This is a genomic window from Catenulispora sp. MAP12-49 (genome assembly GCF_041262705.1).
Classification (GTDB): Bacteria; Actinomycetota; Actinomycetes; order Streptomycetales; family Catenulisporaceae; genus Catenulispora.
In genome coordinates, this window is record NZ_JBGCCP010000001.1 from 531,948 (window position 1) to 555,212 (window position 23,265).

At 70.3% G+C, this 23,265-nt stretch carries 23 protein-coding genes, 1 tRNA gene and 1 pseudogene; 12 read left to right on the forward strand and 13 right to left on the reverse strand.

Features of this window, described 5'->3' with window-relative positions; genetic code table 11:
* Window positions 1-165: 165 nt before the first annotated feature.
* From ABIA35_RS02370 to ABIA35_RS02390, 5 genes and pseudogenes are all read right to left on the reverse strand, one after another.
* A complete protein-coding gene (locus ABIA35_RS02370) occupies window positions 166-1,641 on the reverse strand; it encodes a peptidoglycan D,D-transpeptidase FtsI family protein (protein WP_370343210.1) in 1,476 nt (491 codons plus the stop codon).
* A 551-nt stretch (window positions 1,642-2,192) separates the two neighbouring features.
* A pseudogene (locus tag ABIA35_RS02375) lies at window positions 2,193-3,635 on the reverse strand (FtsW/RodA/SpoVE family cell cycle protein); the annotation flags it as partial.
* Window positions 3,636-3,640: 5 nt separating this feature from the next.
* A complete protein-coding gene (locus ABIA35_RS02380; RefSeq protein ID WP_370343211.1) occupies window positions 3,641-5,683 on the reverse strand; it encodes a PP2C family serine/threonine-protein phosphatase in 2,043 nt (680 codons plus the stop codon).
* 19 nt (window positions 5,684-5,702) lie between these two features.
* A complete protein-coding gene (locus ABIA35_RS02385) occupies window positions 5,703-6,227 on the reverse strand; it encodes an FHA domain-containing protein (RefSeq protein WP_370343213.1) in 525 nt (174 codons plus the stop codon).
* 21 nt (window positions 6,228-6,248) lie between these two features.
* Complete coding sequence (locus ABIA35_RS02390) at window positions 6,249-7,286, reverse strand: FhaA domain-containing protein (RefSeq protein WP_370343214.1); 1,038 nt, start codon at window positions 7,284-7,286, stop codon at window positions 6,249-6,251.
* Window positions 7,287-7,757: 471 nt separating this feature from the next.
* Here ABIA35_RS02390 and ABIA35_RS02395 point away from each other — a divergent pair.
* Window positions 7,758-7,841: transfer RNA gene (locus tag ABIA35_RS02395), tRNA-Leu, on the forward strand.
* 234 nt (window positions 7,842-8,075) lie between these two features.
* On the opposite strand, the gene ABIA35_RS02400 is transcribed toward ABIA35_RS02395, so the two are convergent.
* Genes ABIA35_RS02400 through ABIA35_RS02410 form a run of 3 tightly spaced genes read right to left on the reverse strand, consistent with a single transcriptional unit; the run spans window position 8,076 to window position 10,144 of the window.
* Complete coding sequence (locus ABIA35_RS02400) at window positions 8,076-8,729, reverse strand: class I SAM-dependent methyltransferase (protein WP_370343215.1); 654 nt, start codon at window positions 8,727-8,729, stop codon at window positions 8,076-8,078.
* A gap of 57 nt (window positions 8,730-8,786) precedes the next feature.
* Window positions 8,787-9,602 (reverse strand): DsbA family protein, encoded by an 816-nt coding sequence (locus tag ABIA35_RS02405; RefSeq protein WP_370356344.1) that lies wholly within the window; start codon window positions 9,600-9,602, stop codon window positions 8,787-8,789.
* A complete protein-coding gene (locus tag ABIA35_RS02410; RefSeq protein ID WP_370343217.1) occupies window positions 9,599-10,144 on the reverse strand; it encodes a SigE family RNA polymerase sigma factor in 546 nt (181 codons plus the stop codon). The genes ABIA35_RS02405 and ABIA35_RS02410 overlap by 4 nt, the downstream gene beginning before the upstream one ends.
* Before the next feature lie 226 nt (window positions 10,145-10,370).
* Here ABIA35_RS02410 and ABIA35_RS02415 point away from each other — a divergent pair, with 226 nt between their 5' ends.
* Genes ABIA35_RS02415 through ABIA35_RS02435 form a run of 5 tightly spaced genes read left to right on the forward strand, consistent with a single transcriptional unit; the run spans window position 10,371 to window position 13,506 of the window.
* Complete coding sequence (locus ABIA35_RS02415; RefSeq protein ID WP_370343218.1) at window positions 10,371-10,793, forward strand: DUF4260 family protein; 423 nt, start codon at window positions 10,371-10,373, stop codon at window positions 10,791-10,793.
* A complete protein-coding gene (locus ABIA35_RS02420) occupies window positions 10,786-11,316 on the forward strand; it encodes a TetR/AcrR family transcriptional regulator (protein WP_370343219.1) in 531 nt (176 codons plus the stop codon). Before ABIA35_RS02415 ends, ABIA35_RS02420 begins: the two co-directional genes overlap by 8 nt.
* Window positions 11,317-11,367: 51 nt before the next feature.
* Entirely contained in the window at window positions 11,368-12,324 is a 957-nt protein-coding gene (locus tag ABIA35_RS02425; RefSeq protein WP_370343220.1) for a Gfo/Idh/MocA family protein, read from the forward strand.
* 47 nt (window positions 12,325-12,371) lie between these two features.
* Entirely contained in the window at window positions 12,372-13,016 is a 645-nt protein-coding gene (locus tag ABIA35_RS02430) for a LysE family translocator (RefSeq protein WP_370343221.1), read from the forward strand.
* A 16-nt stretch (window positions 13,017-13,032) separates the two neighbouring features.
* Window positions 13,033-13,506 (forward strand): N-acetyltransferase family protein, encoded by a 474-nt coding sequence (locus ABIA35_RS02435; protein ID WP_370356346.1) that lies wholly within the window; start codon window positions 13,033-13,035, stop codon window positions 13,504-13,506.
* Here the strand turns inward: ABIA35_RS02435 and ABIA35_RS02440 are convergent.
* Both ABIA35_RS02440 and ABIA35_RS02445 read right to left on the reverse strand, forming a co-directional pair.
* Entirely contained in the window at window positions 13,486-14,226 is a 741-nt protein-coding gene (locus ABIA35_RS02440; protein WP_370343223.1) for a tyrosine-protein phosphatase, read from the reverse strand. The two genes, ABIA35_RS02435 and ABIA35_RS02440, sit on opposite strands and share 21 nt — an antisense overlap.
* Window positions 14,227-14,254: 28 nt before the next feature.
* Window positions 14,255-14,683, reverse strand: a complete 429-nt coding sequence (locus tag ABIA35_RS02445; protein ID WP_370343224.1) for a winged helix-turn-helix transcriptional regulator — start codon at window positions 14,681-14,683, stop codon at window positions 14,255-14,257.
* Between the two features lie 143 nt (window positions 14,684-14,826).
* Between ABIA35_RS02445 and ABIA35_RS02450 the strand changes: the two genes are divergently transcribed.
* Window positions 14,827-15,690 carry an SDR family oxidoreductase gene (locus ABIA35_RS02450; protein ID WP_370343225.1) on the forward strand — a complete coding sequence of 288 codons (864 nt, stop codon included), beginning with the start codon at window positions 14,827-14,829 and terminating at the stop codon, window positions 15,688-15,690.
* A 134-nt stretch (window positions 15,691-15,824) separates the two neighbouring features.
* On the opposite strand, the gene ABIA35_RS02455 is transcribed toward ABIA35_RS02450, so the two are convergent.
* On the reverse strand, window positions 15,825-17,471 hold the full coding sequence (locus tag ABIA35_RS02455; protein WP_370343226.1) for an MFS transporter: 1,647 nt from the start codon (window positions 17,469-17,471) through the stop codon (window positions 15,825-15,827).
* Between the two features lie 108 nt (window positions 17,472-17,579).
* Here ABIA35_RS02455 and ABIA35_RS02460 point away from each other — a divergent pair, with 108 nt between their 5' ends.
* A complete protein-coding gene (locus tag ABIA35_RS02460; RefSeq protein ID WP_370343229.1) occupies window positions 17,580-18,197 on the forward strand; it encodes a TetR/AcrR family transcriptional regulator in 618 nt (205 codons plus the stop codon).
* A gap of 19 nt (window positions 18,198-18,216) precedes the next feature.
* Here ABIA35_RS02460 and ABIA35_RS02465 read toward each other — a convergent pair whose 3' ends face one another.
* A complete protein-coding gene (locus ABIA35_RS02465) occupies window positions 18,217-18,813 on the reverse strand; it encodes a TMEM165/GDT1 family protein (RefSeq protein WP_370343231.1) in 597 nt (198 codons plus the stop codon).
* 201 nt (window positions 18,814-19,014) lie between these two features.
* Between ABIA35_RS02465 and ABIA35_RS02470 the strand changes: the two genes are divergently transcribed.
* From ABIA35_RS02470 to ABIA35_RS02485, 4 genes are all read left to right on the forward strand, one after another.
* Window positions 19,015-19,881, forward strand: coding sequence for a helix-turn-helix domain-containing protein (locus ABIA35_RS02470; protein WP_370343232.1), 867 nt, complete (start codon window positions 19,015-19,017; stop codon window positions 19,879-19,881).
* 193 nt (window positions 19,882-20,074) lie between these two features.
* On the forward strand, window positions 20,075-20,944 hold the full coding sequence (locus tag ABIA35_RS02475; protein WP_370343234.1) for a Scr1 family TA system antitoxin-like transcriptional regulator: 870 nt from the start codon (window positions 20,075-20,077) through the stop codon (window positions 20,942-20,944).
* 100 nt (window positions 20,945-21,044) lie between these two features.
* Complete coding sequence (locus ABIA35_RS02480; RefSeq protein ID WP_370356348.1) at window positions 21,045-21,797, forward strand: ATP-binding protein; 753 nt, start codon at window positions 21,045-21,047, stop codon at window positions 21,795-21,797.
* A gap of 93 nt (window positions 21,798-21,890) precedes the next feature.
* The gene (locus ABIA35_RS02485; protein WP_370356350.1) at window positions 21,891-22,505 is read left to right on the forward strand and encodes a hypothetical protein; all 615 of its coding nucleotides are present in this window, start codon (window positions 21,891-21,893) and stop codon (window positions 22,503-22,505) included.
* Here the strand turns inward: ABIA35_RS02485 and ABIA35_RS02490 are convergent.
* The gene (locus ABIA35_RS02490) at window positions 22,489-23,202 is read right to left on the reverse strand and encodes a nucleotidyltransferase domain-containing protein (protein WP_370356351.1); all 714 of its coding nucleotides are present in this window, start codon (window positions 23,200-23,202) and stop codon (window positions 22,489-22,491) included. The two genes, ABIA35_RS02485 and ABIA35_RS02490, sit on opposite strands and share 17 nt — an antisense overlap.
* Window positions 23,203-23,265 lie beyond the last annotated feature (63 nt).

Consider the following 23,265-nt stretch of genomic DNA (forward strand, 5'->3'; position numbering starts at 1 on the left):
CGCGGTGGCGCGGCGGTCTGACATCGTCTCAGTCGAAAACTTGCTTCCGGCAGTATCCCCCGAACCGGCTCCGGCGCCAGACCGCCTGCCGGAATCGTCGCCGGACCGGCACCCGCCACCCGGGCCCGCCGGTCCGACACGCCACCGGGGCCCGTCCCGTCACTCCTAGCTCATGCCGAGCGCCGCCTTCATCACCGCCTGCGCCACGGGGCCGGCGAACCCGACGCCGCTGATGTCGCTGCGGATGGAGGGGTCGTTGGACTCGACCATGACCGCGACCGCGACCTTCTTGCCGTTGGCGGTGCCGTAGCAGACGAACCAGGCCAGCGGGTTCTGGCCCTGGCCCCGCTGCGCGGTACCGGTCTTGGCGCCCATGTGGATACCGGGGATCGCGGCGGCCTTCGCGGTCCCGGTGGCCACCACGTTCTGCATCATGTCGTCCAGCGTGGACGCGGTCGTCGGGCTCATCGCCTGGCTGAGCTCGTGCTGGTGGTCCGTCCCCTTGTAGGTGACGTGGCCGTTGGGCGCGGTCTCCTTGGCCACCAGGTAGGGCTGCATGATCGTGCCGCCGTTCGCCACCGAGGCGGCGATCATCGCCGCCTGCAGCGGGGTCACCTGGGTGTCGCCCTGGCCGATCGAGTCCTGCGCCAGACCCAGCTGGTTGGTGCCTATGGCCGAGGCCGACGGGAAGTTGGACTGGGCGACCGACAGCGGGATCTTCAGGCTCGGGTCGTCGAAGCCGAACTTCGAGGCGTAGGAGGACATGACCTGCGGGCCGAGCTTGGCGCCGACGAAGCCGTACACCGAGTTGCAGGACTCGGCCAGCGCGGTCTTCAGGTCGGTGGAGGAGCAGGGACCGTCCTCGTTGCGCAGGTAGTAGCCGGAGCCCGGAACCGAGTAGGCGTCGGGGTCCGCGCCGGTCGGGGTGGTCTCGGTGAACTGGCCGGAGTCCAGGGCCGCGGCCGCGGTGACGATCTTGAACACCGAGCCGGGCGGGTAGTTCTCCTGGATCGCGTGGTTCAGGTTCGGCTTGTCCTTCTGCGACTCCAGGGCCTTGCCCGCGGCGGAGGAGGTGTCGCCGTCGTTCGACGCTATCCCGTTGGGGTCGAAGGTCGGGTTGGAGTACATCGCCAGGATCGCGCCGGTGGTCGGGTCCAGCGCCACCACCGAGCCGCTGCGTCCGTTCAGCCCCTTGATGGCGGCCTGCTGCACCGAGTTCTGCAGCGTGAGCTGGACGTCGCCGCCCTTCTTGGACTTGCCGGTCAGCGTGTCCATGAAGTTGGCCACGGACTCCGAGCTGTCAGTACCCGCGAGGTACTTGTCGAGGACGGACTCTATGTCCGTGGCGCCGTAGCCGATCGACTTCCAGCCGGTGATGTTGGCGTAGGCCGACTTCTGCGGGTACGTGCGCTGGTACTTGTACGAGATGCCGCCGGAGGGGACCGAGTCCGCGATGACGGTGCCGTCCGCGGTGAGGATCTTGCCCCGGGGATAGGCGAAGGAGTCCAGCAGAGTGCGCTGGTTGCCGGCGCGGGCCTTGTAGCTGTCGGCGTTGACCACCTGCAGGTAGTTGGAGCTGACGAGCAGGCTGGCGATGAGCAGGAAGCAGAACAGGGCCACCCGCCTGATCGGCTGGTTCACGGTCCGTACCTCCGCTCAGACGGGCCCGGCCGGCCCGGCGCGTCACCGGGGTTCGCCCCCGGGGTCGGCCGCGTCCGCACGTCTTCGTCCTCTTCGTCGTCTTCGAACACCGGGGAATAGGACTCCGTAGGACCCTGTTCCGGTTCCGGCCTCGGCTGGGATGTGGCCTGGATCGCTTGGGTCGCCTCCGCTGCGCGCAGCATCGTCTGCTCTCCGTAACCGCGGGGCTGGGAGGGGACGGCCTGCGTCACGTCGCCGGCACCGGCGGCCGCGGCCGCGTTCGCCTGACGGACCGGCATCGGCTCGGTGGGGTCGGTCGCGCCCGGAGGCGTCGGCCCGCCGGGTCCGCCGGGTCCGCCCGGGCCGAACCCGCTCTGGGCCAGGCCGCTCTGCTCGAGACCGGTCTGCCCGAGACCCGGCTGGGCAAGCGGGTGCGGCTGGCCCGGACCCCCGGGCCCCGCGGCACCGGCACCCTGCGGCGCCGGCTGGGCGTGCCGCCCGGGGTTCGCGTTCGACGGCATCCGCTGGGCGGCGGCCAGCCGCATGGCCCGCAGCTCGTCGTCCGACAGCGGGATGGCCGGCGGCAGCGGACGCCGTGCGGAGTCCGACAGCCGGATCAGCAGCGCGACCACGACCCAGTTCGCCACCAGCGCCGAACCACCGGCGGCCAGGAACGGCATCGGCAGACCGGTCAGCGGGATGACGCGCATGACGCCGCCGGCGGTGATGAACACCTGCAGCGCGAACGTCACGGCCAGACCGGCCGACAGCAGCTTGCCGTAGTTGTCGCGGATCAGCAGCGCGGTCTTGAAGCCGCGCATCACGAACAGCGTGTAGACCATCATCAGCGCGAACAGCCCGACCATGCCGAGCTCCTCGCCGACCGTGACCAGGATGAAGTCCGCGTTCTTGGCGAACCCGACCAGCCAGGGCCGGCCCTGGTCCAGGCCCTTGCCGAAGATGCCGCCGGTGGCGAAGCCGTAGATGGACTGCGAGATCTGGTCCGACGGGCAGTTCTTCGGGGTCGGGATCTGGGCGGCGCAGATCTCGCCGTTGAACGGGTGCAGCCAGTTGTTCACGCGGGCCTGGACGTGCGGCACCGTCGTGGCGATGAACACGGCGCCGCCGATGAACGCGGTGACACCGAAGACCAGCCACGAGGTCCGCTCGGTCGCGATGTACAGCAGCACCACGAAGGCGCCGAAGAACATCAGCGAGACGCCGAGGTCGGTCTCGAAGACCAGGATGAGCATCGCCAGGACCCAGCAGACCGCGATCGGCCCCATGTCGCGGCCGCGCGGGATGTTCAGGCCGAGCACGCGCCGCGAGGCCACGCGCAGCGCGTCGCGCTTGGCCATCAGGAACGCGGCGAAGAACGACACCAGCAGCAGCTTGCCGAACTCGGCCGGCTGTATCGACACCCCGCCCGGGAAGCGGATCCAGCTCTTGGCGCCGTTGGCGCTGGAGATCGAGGCCGGCAGCACGGCCGGGATCGCGACCAGGAACAGGCCGGTGACCATCGAGATGTACGCGTAGCGCTGCAGGATCCGGTGGTCCTTGACGAACAGCAGGAACAGCGCCAGGGCGATGATGCCCAGCGCGGTGTACATCAGCTGGTTCGTCGTGGAACCGCTCGGCGGGGTGTGGTACTTCGTCGGGTCGAGCTTGTGCAGCGCCTGGAAACGCTCGGAGTCGTACAGGTCCAGGCGGTGGATCAGCACCAGGCCGATGCCGTTGAGGAAGATCGCCAGCGGCAGGAACAGCGGGTCGGCATAGGGCGCGGCGTAGCGGATCAGCAGGTTGGCGACGATCACCACCGCCCCCAGACCCGCGCCGACGCCCCACATGCCGGCCGGCAGCTTGCCGTTGTCGGCCAGGCCCACGTTGGCGTACGCGAACATGGCGACCGCCACCGCGAACAGACTGAGCCCGAGCTCAGTGTTGCGGCGCTTGGGGATCAGTGGTTCTTCGGGCCGGGGCGGGGCGGCTGACATCGACACTACTGAGGACCGTCCGTTGTTCCGGCGCAGTACGCCTTCATCTGCGGGTCGTCACCCTGCGTCCCTGGGGCCGAGGACGACGACGTGGGGTTCTGCGGCTCCGGTACGCCCTGCTGGCCGCCGGTCGGGGCGGTCGTGCCGGTCAGGTCGCCGGTCGGCGCGATGGTCGGCGGGGTGGACGCCGGGCCGTTGGCCAGCGGGGCGCCGTCCTTGGACGACGCGGGCGGTGTGGTCGGGGCGAGGTTCTGCCCCGGCACGGTGGTACCCGCCGGTTTGCCGGACGCGGGTTGCTTCAGCGCCTGGCTCTGGACGGTCGTCTGGCTGTGCCGGTAGTCGGCACAGGACTTCGCGGCCGTCCGGTACTGCTCCAGGTACGCCAGCGCGGCGCCCTCGGAGCCGAACGATTCGGTCTTGTACAGGTCAGCGCGCTTGCTCTGCGGCACCGAGTTGATCCAGAGCGGGCCCTCGGTCATCGTCTGCTGCGACGCGGCGAACGACGCCTGCGACAGGCCCTGGTACAGCAGCACCTGCTTGCTGTCCGCGGAGGGCGTCACGTAGTACTGGCCCTGGCTGTACACATACGCCCCGCCCGCGGCGGCGGCCAGCACCACGACCACCGCGCCGGTGATCAGCAGGCCCTTCTTGCCGCGCTTGGCGGGGGCCGCCCCGCCGGGAGCACCGGGGCCGCCGAGGCCGCCGGGGCCGCTTGGCGCACCGTCCGGACCGCCGTAGCCGCCGGCGTTGCGCCGCCCTCCCGGGTTGTTCTCCCCGTCCGGGACCAGGCCCCGCTGCCCGGGCACCGATTCCAGCTCCGTGGTCTGGGCCGAGGGGTCGAACTGCTGCGGCGCGGTGGCCACCGGCCCGCCGGGGTGCTCGGCGGCCATCTGCTGGTTCGGCTGGTTCTGTTGGTTGCGGCGCGAGCGCAGCCGCGCGGCGCGGCCGGCCGGGTGGTTCTGCGGGAAGTCGTCCTGCGGTGCACCTCCGCCGGGCTGCCCGCCGGAGGCCGGGGTGCTGAACCGGGGCAGCTGCTCCACACCCTCGCTGGCCGCGCCGACCACGACCGGGGTGAGCGACCCCAGCATCTGCGTGGCCTCGTTCGGGCTGGCGCCGGGGATCGTGCCGTCGTCGAGGGTGTCGGCGACGATGCAGGTGATGTTGTCCGGACCGCCGGCCCGCAGCGCCAGCTCGATCAGGGCGTCCACGGCCTGCTGGGGGTCGGCGTAGGCGGCCAGCGTCTCGGCCAGCGTCTCCTGGGAGACGAAGCCCGACAGGCCGTCGGAGCACAGCAGGTAGCGGTCCCCGGCGTAGGCGTCGAAGGTGCCGATGTCGGCCTCGACCTGGGTCCGGCCGTCCAGCACCCGCATCAGCAGCGAGCGCTGCGGGTGGTGCCCGGCCTCCTCCTCGGTGATCCGGCCCTCGTCGATCAGGCGCTGCACCCAGGTGTGGTCCGCGGTCATCTGCTCCAGCAGACCGTCGCGCAGCCGGTAGGCCCTGGAGTCGCCGACGTGCACCATGCCGAACCGGCCGCCGGACCACAGCATCGCGGTCAGCGTGGTGCCCATGCCCTCCAGCTCGGGGCGCTCGGCCACGATGGCCCGCAGCCGCTCGTTGGCCGCCACCACCGCGCCGCCCAGCAGCGCCAGGTCGGGCTCGCCGAAGGCCGGGTCGGGGGCCGAGTGCGGGTTGCCGGACTCGCGGGCCGCCAGGTCGTGCTGGGAGATGTGCAGGGTCTGCTCGTTGTCCGGCACGCCGCCGGGACCCGGCGCGCCCGGGCCCGCGGGGCCGGGCCCGCCCTGGCCGCCGGGCGCCATCGCGGGCATCGCGGGCATCTCCCCGGTGCCGGACAGCAGGTCCTCGCCGCCCGGCGAGTCCAGCCGCGAGACCGTCGTCATCACGACGGCGCTGGCCAGCTCACCGGCGGCGGCGCCGCCCATCCCGTCGGCGATCGCCAGCAGGCGCGGGCCGGCGTAACCGGAGTCCTCGTTGCCCTCCCGGATCAGCCCGACATGGGAGCGGATCGCGTACCTGAGCACAAGAGCCATCTGGCACCTCTCCTTATCCCTAAGCGCGCAACTCGAGCACGGTCTTGCCGATGCGGATCGGGACACCGATCTGTGCCACGGTCGGCGCGTTCAGCTTCGTCTGCCCGAGGAAGGTGCCGTTGGTGGAGCCGAGGTCTTCGACTATCCACTGCCCGGAGGCGTCCGGATAGAGCCTCGCGTGCCGGCTGGAGGCGTAGTCGTCGTCGAGCACGATCGTCGAGTCGTGCGCGCGGCCCATCGTCACCTGCTGTCCGCTGGTGATGTTCACCGTGGTGCCGGCCAGCGAGCCGCCGACCACCACCAGACGGGTGGGCATCGGCGGACCGCTGCGGCGGGCACCGGGGTTGTAGGGCTGGCGGGCGCCTGCGCGCGCCGAGACCTGCTGGGTCGTGGCGGCGGCGGCCTTGGCTGCCTTGGCCTGCTGGCGCTTGCTGTTGCGGGATCCGTAGAGGTCGGAGCGCATGACCCCGACCGCGGAGAACACGAACAGCCACAGCAGCACCAGGAAGGCGAGCCGGATCACCGTGAGGGTCAGCTGGGACATCTGTCGTAGTTCCGCCTCGGCCTAGCCCTGCTGACGGAAGATGATCGTGGTGGTGCCCAGGTGGATCACCGAGCCGTCCCGCAGGGGGGCCTGCGTGACGTGCTGGTTGTCCACCACGATGCCGTTGGTGGAACCCAGGTCCGACACGTACGAGGGCGTCCCGATCCGGATCTCGGCATGCCTGCGCGACACCGAAGGGTCGTCCACCCGCAGGTCGACGTCCGTGCCGCGGCCCATGGTGGTGACCGGCTTGGTCAGCATGTGCCGCGCGCCGTTGATCTCCACCCAGCACTGGGTCTGCGACTGCTGCGGCGGCGCGTACTGCTGCTGCTGTTGCTGCTGCCCGCCGGGCGGGCCCCAACCGGGCTGCTGCGGCGGCGGCTGGCCGTAGGGGTCGTACCCGCCCTGGTCATACCCACCCTGGTCGTAACCGCCCTGCCCGGGCGGCGGCGCGCCCCAGCCGGGCTGCGGTCCGCCCTGGCCCTGCGGGGGCTGCTGCGGGGCGCCCCACGGCGAGGGCTGCGGCACCGGGTTCGGCGGCGGCACGGGCTGCAGGCCGCCGGGACCCTGCGGACCACCGGGGCCCTGAGGGCCGCCTGGGCCCTGGGGACCGCCCTGGTATGGGGGAGGCTGGCCGTAGGGGTCATAGCCCTGGGGCTCGCCTTGCATCTGAGACACGGGCACCACTCCTGCCAACGCCTGACTTTGGATCCGGAACATCCCCGTGTCGAGATCGGCCGCACGCGCGAACTTCACCTCGACAGGTCCGACGAACATATAGCGCTGTTCCGCGCCGTACTCACGGACGAGTTCGGCGAGTTCAGCACCCAGGGGGCCGGCGTAGGTCGCCAGCCGCTCGTAGTCCACGCCGCCCAACTCGACCGTGAAGTCGTTGGGCACCATGGTCCGTCCCTGGCTGACTATGGCCGCCCGGTCATCGCACTCGCGCTGAAGCGCGGACGCGATCTCCACCGGCTGGACCTCGGACTTGAATGCCTTGGCGAAGGCGCCGTTGACCAACCCTTCGATGCGTCGCTCGAACCGCTGTAGGACTCCCACGGACACCCCCTTCCGGCGCGCCAGCCTAGCGTTGACCGGCCTCGCAGACCATTCTGTCGTCCAGCGCCCCCTTGTCGGGACGCCGTCGTCGTCGGACCCACGGTCACGCGCACCTTCCGCCGCCTGCGACGTCCGGCCCGCGTGCCTGTTACGGATGAGATCGTAACCACCCCGTCCCCCGCTGCGTACCCACATCGCCGCGAGATCAGCCGCACGGCCGCGCCCACGCAGCTCAGCGGCCCGCCCGAAACCGGCCCGCTCAAGCGGCCGCTAGTCGGGAGGTGAACACCCTCTCGTCACAAGGACGTGCGACACCCCCGGCCGGTTCCCATCGGAATCGGACTGGAATCGGACTCGCTGAATCGGCCGATCACCGGACGTACCGGATGTGACGAGCGCTACCTCGGGGCCGGTCACGATATTGGCGAGAGCGACCTCCGGCGCGTGCTAATGTTTGTGCAGCAAGAGCGAGCGCGAGTGGCGGAATAGGCAGACGCGCACGGTTCAGGTCCGTGTGCCCGAAAGGGCGTGGGGGTTCAACTCCCCCCTCGCGCACTTGTGAGCAGGAAGACAGGCCCGGTCCCGGTGATGATCACCAGGAAACCGGGCTTGTTTGTATTTCCCGCGAAGTTACGCCCTGCGGATTACCCGAGCGCAATCACACGGATGTGTCCGGCCGATCTGCCGGGCGGATGAAAGCGTTCCGGTGTTCCACTCTTCTGGCCGAATCCCGCCGGGTCCGGACCCGGTCCGGTGACCTTCCAGCCCCGCCACCGGCGCTCTTCAGGGTTAGCTCTTAACGCTCGGTCCTTCCCCCGCGGCACGGGCCAGCACCCACTGCCACGTCTCGCTCCCCATCGACGTCTGCATACTCACCATCTCGTCCAGGAGCGCGGTGAAGCCGGCCTCGGCGAGGTGGCGGATGTTCGTCGCGGGATCGTGGCTGGCGAAGAACATCGGTACGCCGAGCCAGGGCTCGACGTCGTCGGCGGAGCCGCCGCGGCCGAAAGAGGCCAACAGCAGCCCGCCGGGGCGGAGCCAGCCGGCGATCCGGTCCAGGAGCGGCCGCTGCTCCGCACGGGGGATGTGGTTGAAGCTGTAGAAGGCCGTGACCGCGTCGAAGGATTCCGCGGGCAGGTCCAGATCCGTCATGTCCGCCTTGAGGAAGGACGCCGCCGGCACCCGCTGCGCGGCGAGCGCCAGCTGCCCGGCGGAGATGTCCACGCCGAGCACGTCGAAACGCTGAGCCAGCAAGGCGGTGGCGGGGATCCCGGCGCCGCATCCGAGTTCGAGGACGCGGGCTCCGTCGCGCAGGTGTCCGCCGAGCTCGCCGACGAAACGGACCCGCGGGTCGTCGGGCACGTCTTCGCCGAACGCCGACAGGTACCGCTCGGCCATGGCGTCGTATCCGGACTCGATGATCGCCTTCGGGTCGGTCGTCACGAGGCGCCAACCTAATCCCGCGCGGAGATCATCGACCACGGGTTTTCCGCGACGGCTTCAGCTCGGCGCGATCTCCTGCACCAGCCAGCTGTCGACGATCTTCCCGAGATCGGCTCCCGCCGGCACGCTTCCGGTCCACTGTTTGCCGTCGACAGTGATGCAGGGCACGCCTTCGCAATGCACCGTGGTGAAGGCGCTGTCGTAGTTGCGGTTGATCGCGGCCGCATAGGGCTGATCGCCCACGCACTTCTCGAACGCCGCAGTGTCCAGTCCCGGGATCTCGCGCGCGATCGCGATGAGCGCCGAGGCCGTGAACGCGTCGACCGTCTCCGTCGGCTGATGCGCGAACACCGCCGCGCGATACGCCGAGAAGTCGCCGTGCTCGGCCGCGCACTGCACAGCGTTGCCCGCGGCCATGGATCCGCTCCCTGGCGCCGTGCCGGACCTGTCGATCAGGTTCACCGGGCGGTACTCCACCTGGATCCGTCCGGAACCAGCTTCCTGTTCGAGGAAGGCGCTGGTCCCGCTATCGGTCTGCCGGCACGGCGGGCACCGGTAGTCGTCGTAGACCACGACCTTCGTCTTCGCCGACGCCGGCCCCAAGGTGACCACCGCGACCCCCGCACTCACCACACCGGCCTGCGGAGCCGGGCCGCCGGCGGATCCGGCCCCGAGCGACGTGCCCGCGATCACCGCGGCGGCCACCACCCCGAGGACCCCCGACCCGGCCAGGCCGTTGCGCCGGCGCAGCGAGGAGCGTCCGCGCCGCAGGATCGCCTCGGTCGGCGGCGTCGCGACGCGGGCCGCGGTCGCGGTGCCCGCCATGACCTCGCGCAGACCGCCCTCCCATGTCTCATCCGTCATGCCGGTCATGCCTGTGCTCCTTTCATCGCCGCCGCGGGCCCCCGGAACGCGGAGAGCCCCGCCAGCCCGGCGTCGTTCCGCAGCTTCGCCAGCGCGCGCGAGGCCTGGCTCTTGACCGTGCCGACGGAGCAGCCGAGCAACGCGGCGACCTCACCCTCCGCCAAGTCCTCCCAGTACCGCAGCACCACGATCGCGCGCTGCCTGGGCGGCAGCGTGGCGAGTGCGGCGAACAGCACGCCCCGTTCCTCGACCCCGCAGCCGTCGTCGGGCGGCCAGGCGGGGTGCTCCGGCACCGTGGCGACGCTGTACTCCACCGGCCGTTTGGACCGGAACCGGCTCCGGTTGGCGTTGACCAGGATCTTGCGGACGTAGGCGTCGACGTCCTCGACCCCCCGCACGCGGTGCCACGACCGGTAGGCCTTGATCAGCGTGTTCTGTGCGAGGTCCTCGGCGTGGCCGAGGTCCCCCGTGAGCAGATACGCCGTCCGCACCAGTCCCGGCCACCGCGCCGCCGTGAAGCGGCGGAACTCGTCTTCGTCCTCGGGACGCATCCGGGACCCCCTTCCGCAGCACTGCCATTCCGCAACACAGACCACGGACTCCCCAGAACAGGTTGCATCACGGGAGAAGGCGCCGGAAGGGCGTGCCCGGAAGCCCCCCCGAAGCCCGCCCAGAAGCGCGGCGATTGACAGGCTAATGCCGTTAGCCTACGGTGAAGCTAACAACGTTAGCCGCAGTTGCGGCGCGCAGGCCGACCGCACGAGACTGGGGACCACGATGACCACCGTCGACTCCGCCATGGCGAACACCGAGCACCGCCTCTCCTCCACCGCGCGCCGCAGCGTCTGGGCCGCCTGGGCCGTGTTCCTCACGGCCTTCGCGATCCTGGAGGGCGTGAACCACGGTGCGGGCAGCTGGCTGGCCCTGGTCGGCGGTCTGATCGGCCCGGACCTGTCGTTCTTCGCGGCCGCCGGCGCGCACGAGCCGGTCCGCCAGGGACAGCTGCCCCGCAAGGCCGTCCCCTTCTACAACACCGCGCACCGCACCTGGATCCCGTTCGTCCTCGCCGTCGCGTACTCGGTCTCCCCGCTGCAGGTGCCCGCGCTGTTCACCTTCCTGCTGGCCTGGATGCTCCACATCGCGATCGACCGCGTCGCCGGCTACAACCTGCGCACCAAGGAAGGCTTCATCCGTGGCTGAGCACCGGACCGGAGCGCTCACCGAGCGGCAGCGGCAGATCGCCGCGGCCGCTCGCGCGCTGGTGGAGGACGAGGGCCCCGAGGGCCTCACGATGCGCCGGGTGGCGGATGCCCTGGGTATCAAGGCGCCGTCTCTCTATAAGCACGTTCCTGACAAGACCGCGCTGCAAGCCCTTGTAGTCGCCGAGGGATTCCTCGAGTACGCCGAAGCCCTGGAAGCCGCGATCGCCGCCGCCGACGATCCGTTGGCGGCGCTGGCGAAGACCTATCGCGACTTCGCCGTCGCGCACCCGCACCTCTACAGGCTCATGAACTACAGGCCGCTCCGAAGGGATCTCCTCCCGGAGGGACTCGAGGAGCGCGCCGCTCTACCGCTCCTCAAGGTCATCGGGCACGACCCGGCCAAAGCCCGGGCGCTGTGGGCTTTCGCCCACGGCATGGTGAGCCTGGAGATCGACGGCCGGTTTCCTCCCGACGCCGATATCTCGGCCGCATGGGACGCCGGACTGGCCACGTTCGCATAAAGATCCGGACACCGCGGAACAACAGGCCGACCGCGACGGTTCCCTGCGATCATGACCGACCTCCCGCTCCGCCTCGGTGTCATCGGCCTCGGCGCCATGGGCTCAGAGATGCTCGCGATCGCCACTGCGCATCCGGACGTCGCTGTGGAACTCGCGGCCGATCCCAGCGAATCCGCTATAGAACGCGCACGTATAGCGAATCCCACCGTGACGTTCACCAACGACCCGATGGCGGTCATCGCCCACACCGACATCGATGCCGTCTACATAGCAGCGCCTCCCACGACGCACGCACGCTATGCGATCGCGGCCATGGAATCCGGCAAGGCGGTCTTCTGTGAGAAGCCCTTGGCGGTGGACCTCTCAGAAGGCCAGCAGATGGTGGACGTCGCCGCCGCCACAGGTCTGGTCAACGCGCTCAACTACACGCTCTCCGACCGAAGCGCTGCGGTGGAGGTCCTCCGTGCGGTCCGCGCGGGGGAAGCCGGCGACCTGCTCAGCGTGGACATCCAGTTCCTCTTCCCGGAGTGGCCACGGGAGTTCCAGAAGGACGCCCGCTGGGTTGCCGGCCGAGAGCAAGGCGGCTTTCTGCGCGAAGTCGGGTCGCACTATGTGTTTCTCACGGACCGGGTCCTAGGACCGCTCACTACGGTCCATACAGAGGTCTCCTATGGAGAACACGGAGAGACCACGGCAACAGGGCTGTTCTCCGCAGGCGGAATCCCGGTACGGCTGACCGGAAACGTCGCAGCCGGTCCGGAGACCTACAGCTGGACCCTCTATGGTTCCCGGCGCTCCTACCGGATCACTTCCTGGGGCGACCTCTCTGTAGGCGATGCCACCGGATGGCAGCCGGTCACACTCTGTGGGCCGCGCGGTGGCGAGGACACCCGCCTCGCCGAGTTCGTCGGCACGGTCCGCGGTCGCGTTTCGACGCCGACGCTGGCCGACTTCGCCGCGGGATGGCGTGTCCAGCAGGCGATCGAGGCGTTCCACGCAGCGGGATAGCGAGAAATCTGTTTGCCGCGGCCACCGCGCGTCCGGACGATGAACCCATGCTGGCAACCCTGCTGCCCTTCCTCATCGCCTGCACAGCGGTCGCCGCGGTTCCCGGACAGAGCACGGCGCTGATCATCCGCCAGTCCATCCGCGGCGGGAAGCGCGCCGGGGTCGCGACCGTCCTGGGCAACGAGAGCGGGGTCTTCGTCTGGGGCTGCGCCGCGGCCTTCGGCTTCACCGCGCTGCTCGCGGCCTCGCAGCTCGCCTACGACGGCATGCGCGTCGTCGGCGCCTGCGTGCTGGTGTGGTTCGCCGTCCAGTCCTTCCGCTCCGCGCGGCGGATGAAGGGGGAGGACAGCACCGAGGATCCCGAAGAAGCCGACGGGGCCGCGCGGACCCGGGGACCGCTGTGGTCCTACCGCGCCGGGCTGCTGACGAACCTGGCCAACCCGAAGGCCGCGATCTTCGCGATGTCCTTCCTGCCGCAGTTCGTCCCGGCCGGCGCCCCGAAGCTGCCGACCATGGTCCTGCTGGCCGCGACCTGGGCCGTCTACGAGGTCTTCTACTACTCGCTCTACGTCTGGTGCGTCCAGCGGATGCGCGCGTTCTTCAGCCGGCGCCAGGTCCGCCGCCGCATGGAGCAGATATCCGGCACCGTCATGCTCGGACTGGCCGTGCGGATGGTCGTCGAGAACAGCTGACGGGTATCACCCGGGCATGACCGACATCGAGATCCGCCCGGCGACCCTGGACGATCTGGACGGCCTCACCCACGACAGCGCCGCGCTGTTCGCGGAGGACGGCATCACCCGGGATCGGCTGCGCGACCCGGACTGGCCCCGCGACAACAACCGCGCATGGTGCGCGGGGCTGATCGCCGCTCCGGACGCCCTGGTACTGGTCGCCACAGAGGAAGGCACAGTGGTCGGGCACTTGATCGGCACCTTCAGTCCGTCGTCCTCTATGTGGACGGCGGCGCGCGCCGAACTCGTCAGCACACATGTGGCGCCTTCCTATAGAGGACAAGGAATCGGCGGCCGCATGGTCGAGGACTTCATCGCCTGGGGGCGCGAGCGCGGAGCCGCACGCCTTCACGTCTCCGCGTACACGGCGAACAGCGCCGCGATCCTCTTCTACCAGCGGTTCGGCTTCACGGCGCTGTCGATCGAGCTAACCCTTGACGTTGATTAGCTTCTCCTTCAACGCGGCGACCAGAGCGTCGTCCGCACCGAGTTCCTTCTCCGCGTACCCCTGCACGGAGCCGTAGCCGGTCTTGAGATCAGCGATGAACAGCTCCATCGGTTCCTTGGGCGCGCGGGCATACGCGGGCCACGACAACTCCCGGCCGGGATAGAACGCCTTCCAGTCCGCGATCAACCGCTGGGTCGCCAACTCCGTGAGCGCGAAGTCGTCCAGCACGTTCTCCTCGGACACCCCGATCAGACTGAGGACGAGCATCGCGATGATGCCAGTCCGGTCCTTGCCGGAGGCGCAGTGGAAGACGGTCGTCCCGGACTCCGGATCGGCGATGACGTCCAGAACTCCGCGGATCTCCTTGACGCCGTCCTGCGCGACCTCCATATAGCGGTCGGCAAGGAAGCGCCACGGGTCGAAGCCGTCCCCCAGCGCGCCCTGGTCGTACGGCTGGTGCTCGATGCTCAGATTCACGTAGTGCAGCCCCGGGAACTCCGGCACCCGGCCGGACTGCTCGATCTCCCACGGGTACCGCAGATCGACGACCGTGTTGACGTCCAGCGCGCGGAAACGCTCGACATCGGCGGACTCGCTCAGCTTCCGGAGGTTGTCCGACCGGTACAGCACGCCCCACTTCGTGGCGCCCCCGTCCGCGACCTGATAGCCGCCGAGGTCGCGGAAGTTGTGCAGGCGCTGGAATTCCACGTGTCGGGTCATGAGCCCCAGTGTGGATCACCGCCGGCGGTTATGCGGTGTCGGCCCCGGCCCCGGCCCCGGCATCGTCATACCGCGCCTGCGCGGCCACGACCTCCGGCATCCGGCCCTCCAGGAACCGCACCAGCTCCTTCAGCCGGTCCGAAGTCTCCACGCCCAGCGGCGTCAGCTGGTACTCCACTCGCGGCGGCATCGTCGACTGCACCTCGCGGGCGACGAAACCGTCCCGCTCCAGGGCCTGCAGCCCCTGGGACAGCATCTTCTCGCTGACCCCGTCGACCCGGCGGCGCAGCTCGTTGAACCGGACCGGTCCCTCGCGCAGCACCATCATGATGAGCGTGCCCCAGCGGCCGGTCACGTGCTCCAGCGTCCGGCGCGTCGGACAGCTCGCCTGCAGGACGTCGTAGGCCATCTCGATGGCGCGCTCTTCCGGATCGGACACCTCGGCGCGCGTACTCATGCGCTCCACGGTACCTCACGCGCTTTCCATGCGGTAGTGCTGCGCCATGGGTTGCACTTTCTATAAGTTAGTGCCATCGTCGGTACCGCACTAACCAAGAGAAAGCGCCCCACGGGGCCGCCGCCCGACCCTGAGGAGTCCCCATGACCATCGCCATCACCGCCGCCGGCGGCCACCTCGGCCGGCTCGTCGTCGAGGACCTGCTGCAGCGCGGGGTCCCGGCCGGCCAGATCCGGGCGATAGTCCGCACCCCGGAGAAGGTCCAGGACCTCGCCGACCGCGGCGTGCAGGTCGTACGCGGCGACTACGCCGACGTCCCGGGTCTGACCGAGGCGCTGCGCGGCGCCGACAAGTGGATCTTCATCTCCTCCAGCGGCCCCGACGAGGACCGCCTCAGCAACCACCTGTCCGCGCTCCGGGCGGGCCGGGCGGCCGGCGTCGGGCACGTGATCTACACCTCGATCCCGAAGGCCGAGACCAACCCGATCAAGTTCGCCTCGGTCCACAAGAACACCGAGGCCGCGATCAAGGAGTCGGGCCTGCCGCACACGTTCCTGCGGAACAACTGGTACTGGGAGAACCTGACCGCGAGCCTGCCGGCCTCCGTCGAGCACGGCGCGATCATCGGCTCGGTCGGCACGGGCCTGACCGCCTTCGCCTCCCGGGCCGACTACGCGGCCGCGGCGGCCGTCGTGGCCACCACCGAGGGCCACGAGGGCAAGGTCTACGAGCTCACCGGCGACAAGGCCCACAGCTATGCCGAGATCGCCGCCGAGGTCTCGCGCCAGACCGGCAAGGAGGTGGCGGCGGTGAACCTGGACCCGGAGGAGTACCGCGCGACGCTGGCCGGCTTCGGCCTTCCGGCCTTCCTGGCCGAGGGCCTGGCCGACGCCGACACGAAGATCGCCGAGGGCGCGCTGGCCGACGTGACGGACACCCTCAGCACCCTGATCGGCCGCCCGACCACCACGGTCGCCGAGGCCGTGACGGACGCACTGAAGGCCTGATCCCGCCTAGAGAAACGCCGAGTCCGCCGGTCTCCTCCTCGGAGACCGGCGGACTCTTCCGTTCATTCGGACCGGTGCGGACCGGCGGCGGCACCCCGGCTCACACCGCCGTCGCGGCGTGGTGGCACCCCAACTCACACCGCCGTCGCGGCGTGGTCGGCGGCGGGCTCCACCGAAGAGGTCTTCTTGCCCTTCTTGCCGGTCTTCCCAGCCTTCTCGGCCTTCTCCTTCTTCGGTGCCGGCGGCAGGACCGGCTCGTTGCGCATCGCCCGGAAGGCGAAGACCGCGGTGAGGAGCAGCAGGCCCGAGCCGACCACGGCCGTGGTGTGCAGACCCGAGGCGTAGGCGTCGCGGGCCGTCGTCAGCAGGGCGTGCGTGGCCGAGCCGGGGAACTGCGCGGCCAGGGCGTCCGCGCCGCCGACGGTCTCGTGGCCGGCACGCAGCGCCGCCTCCGGCACGCCCGCCGCGCCGACGGTCCGCATCTTGTGGTGGTAGATCGCGGCGCCGATGCTGCCCAGCAGCGCCATGCCCAGCGAGCTGCCGAGCTCCGCGCCGGTCTCGTTCAGCGCCGAGGCCGAGCCGGCCCGCTCGGGCGGGGCCGCGGCCATCACCATGTTCCCCACGATGCTCTGCGCCGCCACCACGCCGCCGGCCGCGACGCCCGCGCCGACCATCAGCACCACGATGGGATTGCCCGGACGGGCCATGGTCAGCACCAGCGCGCCGGCCGCCGAGACCAGGAAGGCCACGCCGATGATCCGGGCCGGCCGGACCTTGGTGGTCAGCGCTCCGGTGACGCCCATGCCCACGCTGATGAACGGCATCGCGGCCATCGACCACAGCGCCGCGGTGAACGGCCGCATCCCGGCCACCGACTGCAGGTACTGCGTGTTGAACAGGCTGAAGCCCATCAGGACGAAGTTGCCGCACAGGTTCACCAGCATCGGCGCCCGGAAGCTGGGCTTGCGGAAGAGCTCCATGTCGATCAGCGGGTTCTTGGCGGTGTGCTGCCGGATCACGAAGGCGACGCCCAGGGCGATGCCGAAGGCCAGCGCCGCGGCGGCGGTCACGCTGAAGCCGTCCACCGCCAGCTGCTTGATGCCGTACACCGCCGGGAAGATGGCGGCCATCGACAGCACCGAGCCCAGGACGTCGAACCGGTGGCCGGACGCCGCGGCCTTGTACTCGGGCAGCAGCAGCGGGCCGAGGATCAGCAGCAGCCCCATCGCCGGCAGGTTGATCAGGAACACCGACCCCCACCAGAAGTGGTTCAGCAGCACGCCGCCCACGATCGGGCCCAGCGTCACGCCGCCGATCAGGCCGCCGGTCCACAGCGAGATGGCGGTCTGCCGCTGCTTGGGGTCGTGGAACATGTTGCGGATCAAGGCCATCGTCGAGGGCATCAGCGTCGCGCCGGCCACGCCGAGCAGCGCCCGGGTGCCGATGAGCACCTCCGCGCTGCCGGAGTAGGCCGCGACGACCGAGGCGGCGCCGAAGGCCGTGGCACCGATCAGCAGCAGCCGGCGCCGGCCGATGCGGTCGCCGATGGCGCCCATCGTGATCAGCAGGCCGGCCAGCGCGAAGCCGTAGGCGTCCATGATCCACAGCTGCTGGGTGGCGCTGGGCTTGAGCGAGGCGCTGATGAACGGCAGCCCGAACAGCAGCACCGACATGTCCATCGAGATGAGCAGACACGGCAGGACCAGCACGGCCAGCCCGATCCACTCCTTGCGGCCGGCACGCTGGGCCGGGACGTTTTCAGGGCTCTGGGTCGTCGTCATGGGATGACCGTACAGCCGTCTTGGACGCTTGTGCAAGACCTATGTTCAAGACTAGCGTGCAAGACACACGTACGAGACATTCGTCTAAGACTGCGGTAGGCTCGGCCCATGAGCAACCGTGACGACCTCCTCGCGGGGGCCAAGAAGTGTCTGCTGGAGAAGGGCTACTCGCGGACCACCGCGCGGGACATCGCCCAGGCCTCGGGCGTCAGCCTGGCCGCCATCGGCTACCACTTCGGGTCCAAGGACGCGCTGATGAACGAGGCGATGTTCCAGGCCATCGGGGAATGGGGCGACCACCTGGAGGAGGCCTTCGCCAAGGCCGGGCCCGACCTGTCCGTCCAGGAGCGCTTCGCGCGCGTCTACGACGACGTCTCCACGACCTTCGACCAGAACCAGCCGCTGTGGATGGCCAGCTTCGAGCTGATCCTGCAGCTCGACCACATCCCCGGCGCGCGCGAGATGTTCAAGAACGCGATCCCGGAGGCCCGCAAGGGCCTGGCGAACCTGATTCTCGGCATCCCGGAGGAAGATCTGGACCGGGACAGGGAGCTAGGAGCCGGCGCGGTCCTCTACTCCCTGATGGCCGGCCTGCTCATCCAGCGCTTCGCCGACGCCGACCGGACGCCGACCGGCGCGGACATGGCCCGGGGGCTGCGGCAGCTCGCCGACGTTCTGGAAGGCAGCGAGAAGGCGGGCAGCGAGAAGGCGGCCGCGGTCTCCTAGCGTCTCTGTTAACCGGCGCTCAGCCGGCGGCGGCCTGCCACAGGCTGACGCCGGCGAGCACGATCATCACCAGCGCGGCCACCCGCACGATCAGGTGCAGCGGCAGCACCTTGAGCAGCCCGCGGCCGCCGACGATGGCCAGTGCGCCGACCGTCCACAGGCCGAGCGTGGCACCGAGCCCGACAGCCAGCGGGTCGGCGAACTTGGCGGCCAGGTTCGCCGTCACGATCTGGGTCAGGTCGCCGAACTCGGCGACCAGGATCACCCCGAACGCCGTCCCGGCCACCTTGCGGAACCCGGCGTCGGCCCCGAGGTCCGGGGCTTGTCCGGCCTCTTCCTCACCGTCCTCGCGGCCGTGGCTGCGCAGCATCAGCACCGCCCCGGCCAGGAAGAACACCGCGACCACGGCCTCCAGCGGACGCCGCGGCACCAACGCGAGCAGGGAGCCGGCCGCCACGGCCAGGCAGACGTGCACCAGGAAGCCCGCCGCCACCCCGGCGAACACCCAGGACGGGCGATACCTGGCCCCCAGGAGCAGGGACGCGATCGCGGTCTTGTCCGGCAGTTCGGCCAGGAACACCACCCCGAAGGCGGTGACGAGGGCGGCCGGGTTCATGCGGCGCTCACGAGCGTCAAACTACTGCGAACCGGACCGCCGTGAAGGCCGAACGGCTCTATGGATGAGCACTCCGTCCGGCGGTATCCACGCCGGATATCCAAGATCGCATTGAATGATGGTAGCTCGACCGGGTGATAGACACGGCATAAGTCCCGGAAACCCTCACAGATGGTCCGCGGTGGCCGCCACACTGTGGGGATGAGCCCAGCACGCAGCGTATTAGCTGAAGAACTCGGTCGGCGTCTGCGTCGGCACCGACTGGACCTCGGCTTGTCCGGCCTCGAAGTCGCGGCCCGCGCCGGTGTCACCCAGCCCTCGGTGTCGAAGATCGAGCGCGGCATGATGCTCCCCTCGACGGAGGTCCTGGAGCGGGTGCTCGGCGTCCTGGGCCTCGGGGACGAGCACCGCACCGACCTGCGCGACCTGCTCACCCGCGCGGTCGACGACGCCGCCGACCGCCGCCGGCACGGCCGCGGCCTGGCCCTGCTGGACGCGATCGCCGAGCGCGAGCGCAACACCACGGTGCTGCGGTCCTTCTCCACCTCGATGATCCCGCCGCTGCTGCAGACCGCCGACTATGCCCGCTACGCCGCGCGCCTGACGCCGTGGATGTCCGAGCGCGAACTCGGCCGGGCCTCGGCGCTGCACCTGGAGCGCCAGGGGGTGCTCTTCGAACAGGGACGCAGCTTCGAGTTCCTGCTCACCGAGAGCTCCCTGCGCCTGTGTCCGGGCCCTGCCACGCTGGCCGCGACCCAGGCCGACCGGCTGCGCGTGCTCTCGGCGCTGCCCGGGGTGCGGATCGGCATCGTGCCGGACGCCGCCGCCGTGTCGGAGGTCTTCCCGCTGTACGGGTTCACCCTCCACGACGACGCCGCCGTGGCCGTGGAGACCTTCACCGGCGAACTGCTGCTCTCCCGCGCCGACGAGATCGCCGCGCACGCCGCGGTCCTCGACGGCTACTCGGCGAGCGCCGACTACGACCTGGAGACGGTGACCGCTCTGCTGACCGGCGAACGCCGGCCCGTGGCCGCGATCCCGGCGCCGGCCGGAGCCGGAACCGGCTGATCTCGGCTGATCCCGGCCGACACCGGCGGGCGCCGGGCCGGCGGCGCGGGGGTCGCCGGCCCGGCGTTGACCTGGGGACGGCCGCACGTCGGGTCGTCGGCCCAGTCCAACACAATCCATACAGGTGACCGCCGGCTACTGATCCTGCCGGATCGGTCACCGATTCCTCACAAGTGGTGTAGAACCAATGGGTATGAGTGCGGTGCGAAGTCCTTACGCGGCCAAGCTGGGCGGCCGGATCCGGCAGTTCCGGATGGAACGCGCGCTGTCCAGCGGAGAGCTCGCGGCGGCCGCCTCTGTCACCTCCTCGGCGGTGTCCAAGGTCGAGCACGGCAAGATGGTTCCCAGCCGGGACGTGCTCGCCCGGATCGTCACGGCTTTGAACCTGCCGGCCGAGGAGCAGGAGAGTCTGTTCGACCTGCTCGGCCAGGCCGCCGCCGACGCCGCGAGCAATCGCGGCTACGGCAAGGGCCTGACCCTGCTGAACCAGATCGCCGACCGCGAGCGCGTCTGCTCGGCGGTGTCGACGTTCTCGAACTCGATCATCCCGCGCCTGCTGCAGACCGCCGAGTACGCCCGGGACGCCAACCGGCTCACCCCGTGGCTGTCCGAGCGCGAGGTCGGCAAGGCCGCGATGACCCACACCGAGCGGCAGTCGGTGCTGTTCGAGGACGGCCGGGAGTTCACCTTCCTGATCACCGAGGGCGTGCTGCGCACCTGGCCCGGCGAGCTGACGGTGATGGCCGCGCAGTTCGACCGGCTCCGCCAGATGGCGGTCCATCCCGGGGTGCGGGTGGGGATCCTGCCGTGGACCTCGGCGATGCGCGGGCTGCCGATGGTCACCTTCACCCTGTACGACGACCGCGAGGTCGCCGTGGAGATGTTCACCGGCGAACTGCTGATGGCGCAGCCTGACAAGGTCTCGACGCACGTGGCGCAGTTCCGCCGCTTCGAGGAGTCGGCTGTGTACGGCGAAGAGGCGATCGGGCTCATCAACCGGGTGGAGATGGACCTCGCACGCCTGCCCCCGCTGGCCCTGGATGAGGAAGTGTCATCCAAATAAGGGAACTTCCTTGAAATGCCCTAGAAAAGGGCTCATTGGGGGCTAGCCTGGCTGACGGGAGGGCGGAACGGCCCCCTCCCCACCGTCCGGGAGGCACCAGATGTCCTATTGGTCTCGCTCCTTCCCCGGACTGGCCGAGCACCTCGCCGAGGTCCGCCAGTTCACCCAGATGGTGCTCGGCGACGCGCCGGGCTCGGAGCTGGTGCTCCTGGCCGTCTCCGAACTGGCCGGCAACGCCATCGTGCACACCGCCAGCGGCGCCCCCGGCGGACAGTTCGTGGTGCACCTGGAGGCCTTCGCGGACCACTGGCGGGTGCGGGTCGACGACGAGGGCTCGGCGACCGAGCCGCACGTGGTGCTCGACGAGCTGGACGCCGAGGACGACTGGGACGCCGAATCCGGGCGCGGGCTGGCGATGGTCGCGTCCATCTCCCACAAGTGGGGCGTGCTGGGCGACCGCGACGCGCGCTCGGTGTGGGCCCAGATCCCCTATCCATTCCAGGCCGACGGCGGAATCGGCGCGGCGATGTCGGGCGGGATGATGGACGCCCTGGACTCGGTGGCGCGGGCGCTGGTCGCCGAGGACGCGCCGCGGTATCAGGAACTTGAGATTCCGGTCCAGGCCGAGCCCACCCCGGCCACCGCCCCGGCGGCCCGCTGGCCCGGGCGGGTCCCCAGCGATCCGGTGCGGGCCGAACGGATCCGCAGACAGGCCAGCCAGGCCGCGTTCCTGCGCGCGCTGGCCGAGAACGCGTACGCCGAGACTCTCGGACCGCGGCCGCTGCCGTTCTGGCCCCCGTTCCCGAATCCGCTTGCACTGCAAGGGACTCCGGTAGGGGGCGACGCGCGATAAGGCGGACCGCGCACGGCGTGGGGCCGGGATTGTCAGTGGCATGAGCGACCATAATGACCACCTAATCGACAAATCCTCCCGAAAGGACCGGCCATGAGAATGCGTCCCGTGCTGGCCGTCACCGGCTCCGTTTTCCTCTTCTCCGCCAACGGTTTCTCCGCCCACGCCGCCGCCGAGCCTGCGGGCGGGAAGTCGTTGCCCGCCTCCGGAACCGCCGTCGCCCTCACCGAGGACGGCGACATGGTGTTGGAGTGCGACGGCGTGGTCCATCGCTTCGAAGTCCTGGGTACCGGGCAGCTACACGTCGGCGACAGAGTGGCCGGGGTCCAGCCGACCGTCGCCGTAGAGACCGATGCCGAGCAGCTGACGGGGTACGACGCCGACCTCGGCACGGTGACGGTGTCGGAGAAGACCCCGGCCGTCGGCGATTTCGTGGCGCCGGCCGCCGGCCGGGAGTTCCCGGCCGCCGAGTCGCTGGCCCAGGACCTGACCGTCTCCATGCAGCACAGCCCGTGCGGCGACGGTCAGCCCGCGACGTTCACGAACAAGACCGCGTTCCCTTTGCTGAACACGAATCTGACGTCCTTCCCGCCGAGGAACGCGGTGTACCTGATGACCGATCCCGTGGAGCTGACCGACATCGCGAACCCGTCAGGGCCCTCGGTCACGCTGACCGAGTTCCCCCTGACCCTCACGCCGGCTTCGTAGCCTCCGGACGCGGCGCGACGGCCTGGTAGCCGTCGAACAGCGGCCCGCCGAGACGGTCGAGGATGTCGCGGGCGAAGGCCTCGATCGCGGCGGGATCGGGCTGTGCCGCCAGCCAGCGGCCGGCGAGGTCCGGATCGTGCGCACGCAGTTCCCGCAGGAGCCATTTGCCGGTGCCGTCCCAGCGGTCCGCGGCGACCAGCGCGCAATGCGCCGCGTCCTTCCACAGCGCGGCCGCGATCACCTGCCGCTCGCCGGGATCGGTGGCGTGGACGAGATCGTCGAGCAGATCGGTGAGGCCGTAGCGGACCCGCTCCAGCTGCGCCGGTCCCAACGGCTCGGGGCCGGCTTCCAGGACCGCACGGCATTCCGCCTGCCGCCCGGCCGGATCGCCGACGATCGCCGTGCCGCAGCCGACCATCCGGAACAGGGTCGGCTTGCGCTCCAGGCGCTCCTTGCCGAGCCAGGCGTCAAGGGTCTGCTCGTCGTGCACGAACAGCTCGACGGGCCACTCGCGGAAGACGAGCGACTCGCGGCGGGGCGCGAGGGCGTCGCCGAGGGGAAGTGCCACGACGATGTCGAGATCCGAGCCCGCCGTCCGGTACGCGGTCAGGACGCTGCCGGCCAGCACGGCCCACACAGCCTGTGGATAACGGTCGGCCACCAGGGCCCGGGCGTCGCCGAGCGGATCACGGTCCATCGCCCGATGATGGCCGCCTCCCGCGACCTGGGACAACTCGGTTTCCTTAGGAATCGGGCCGTC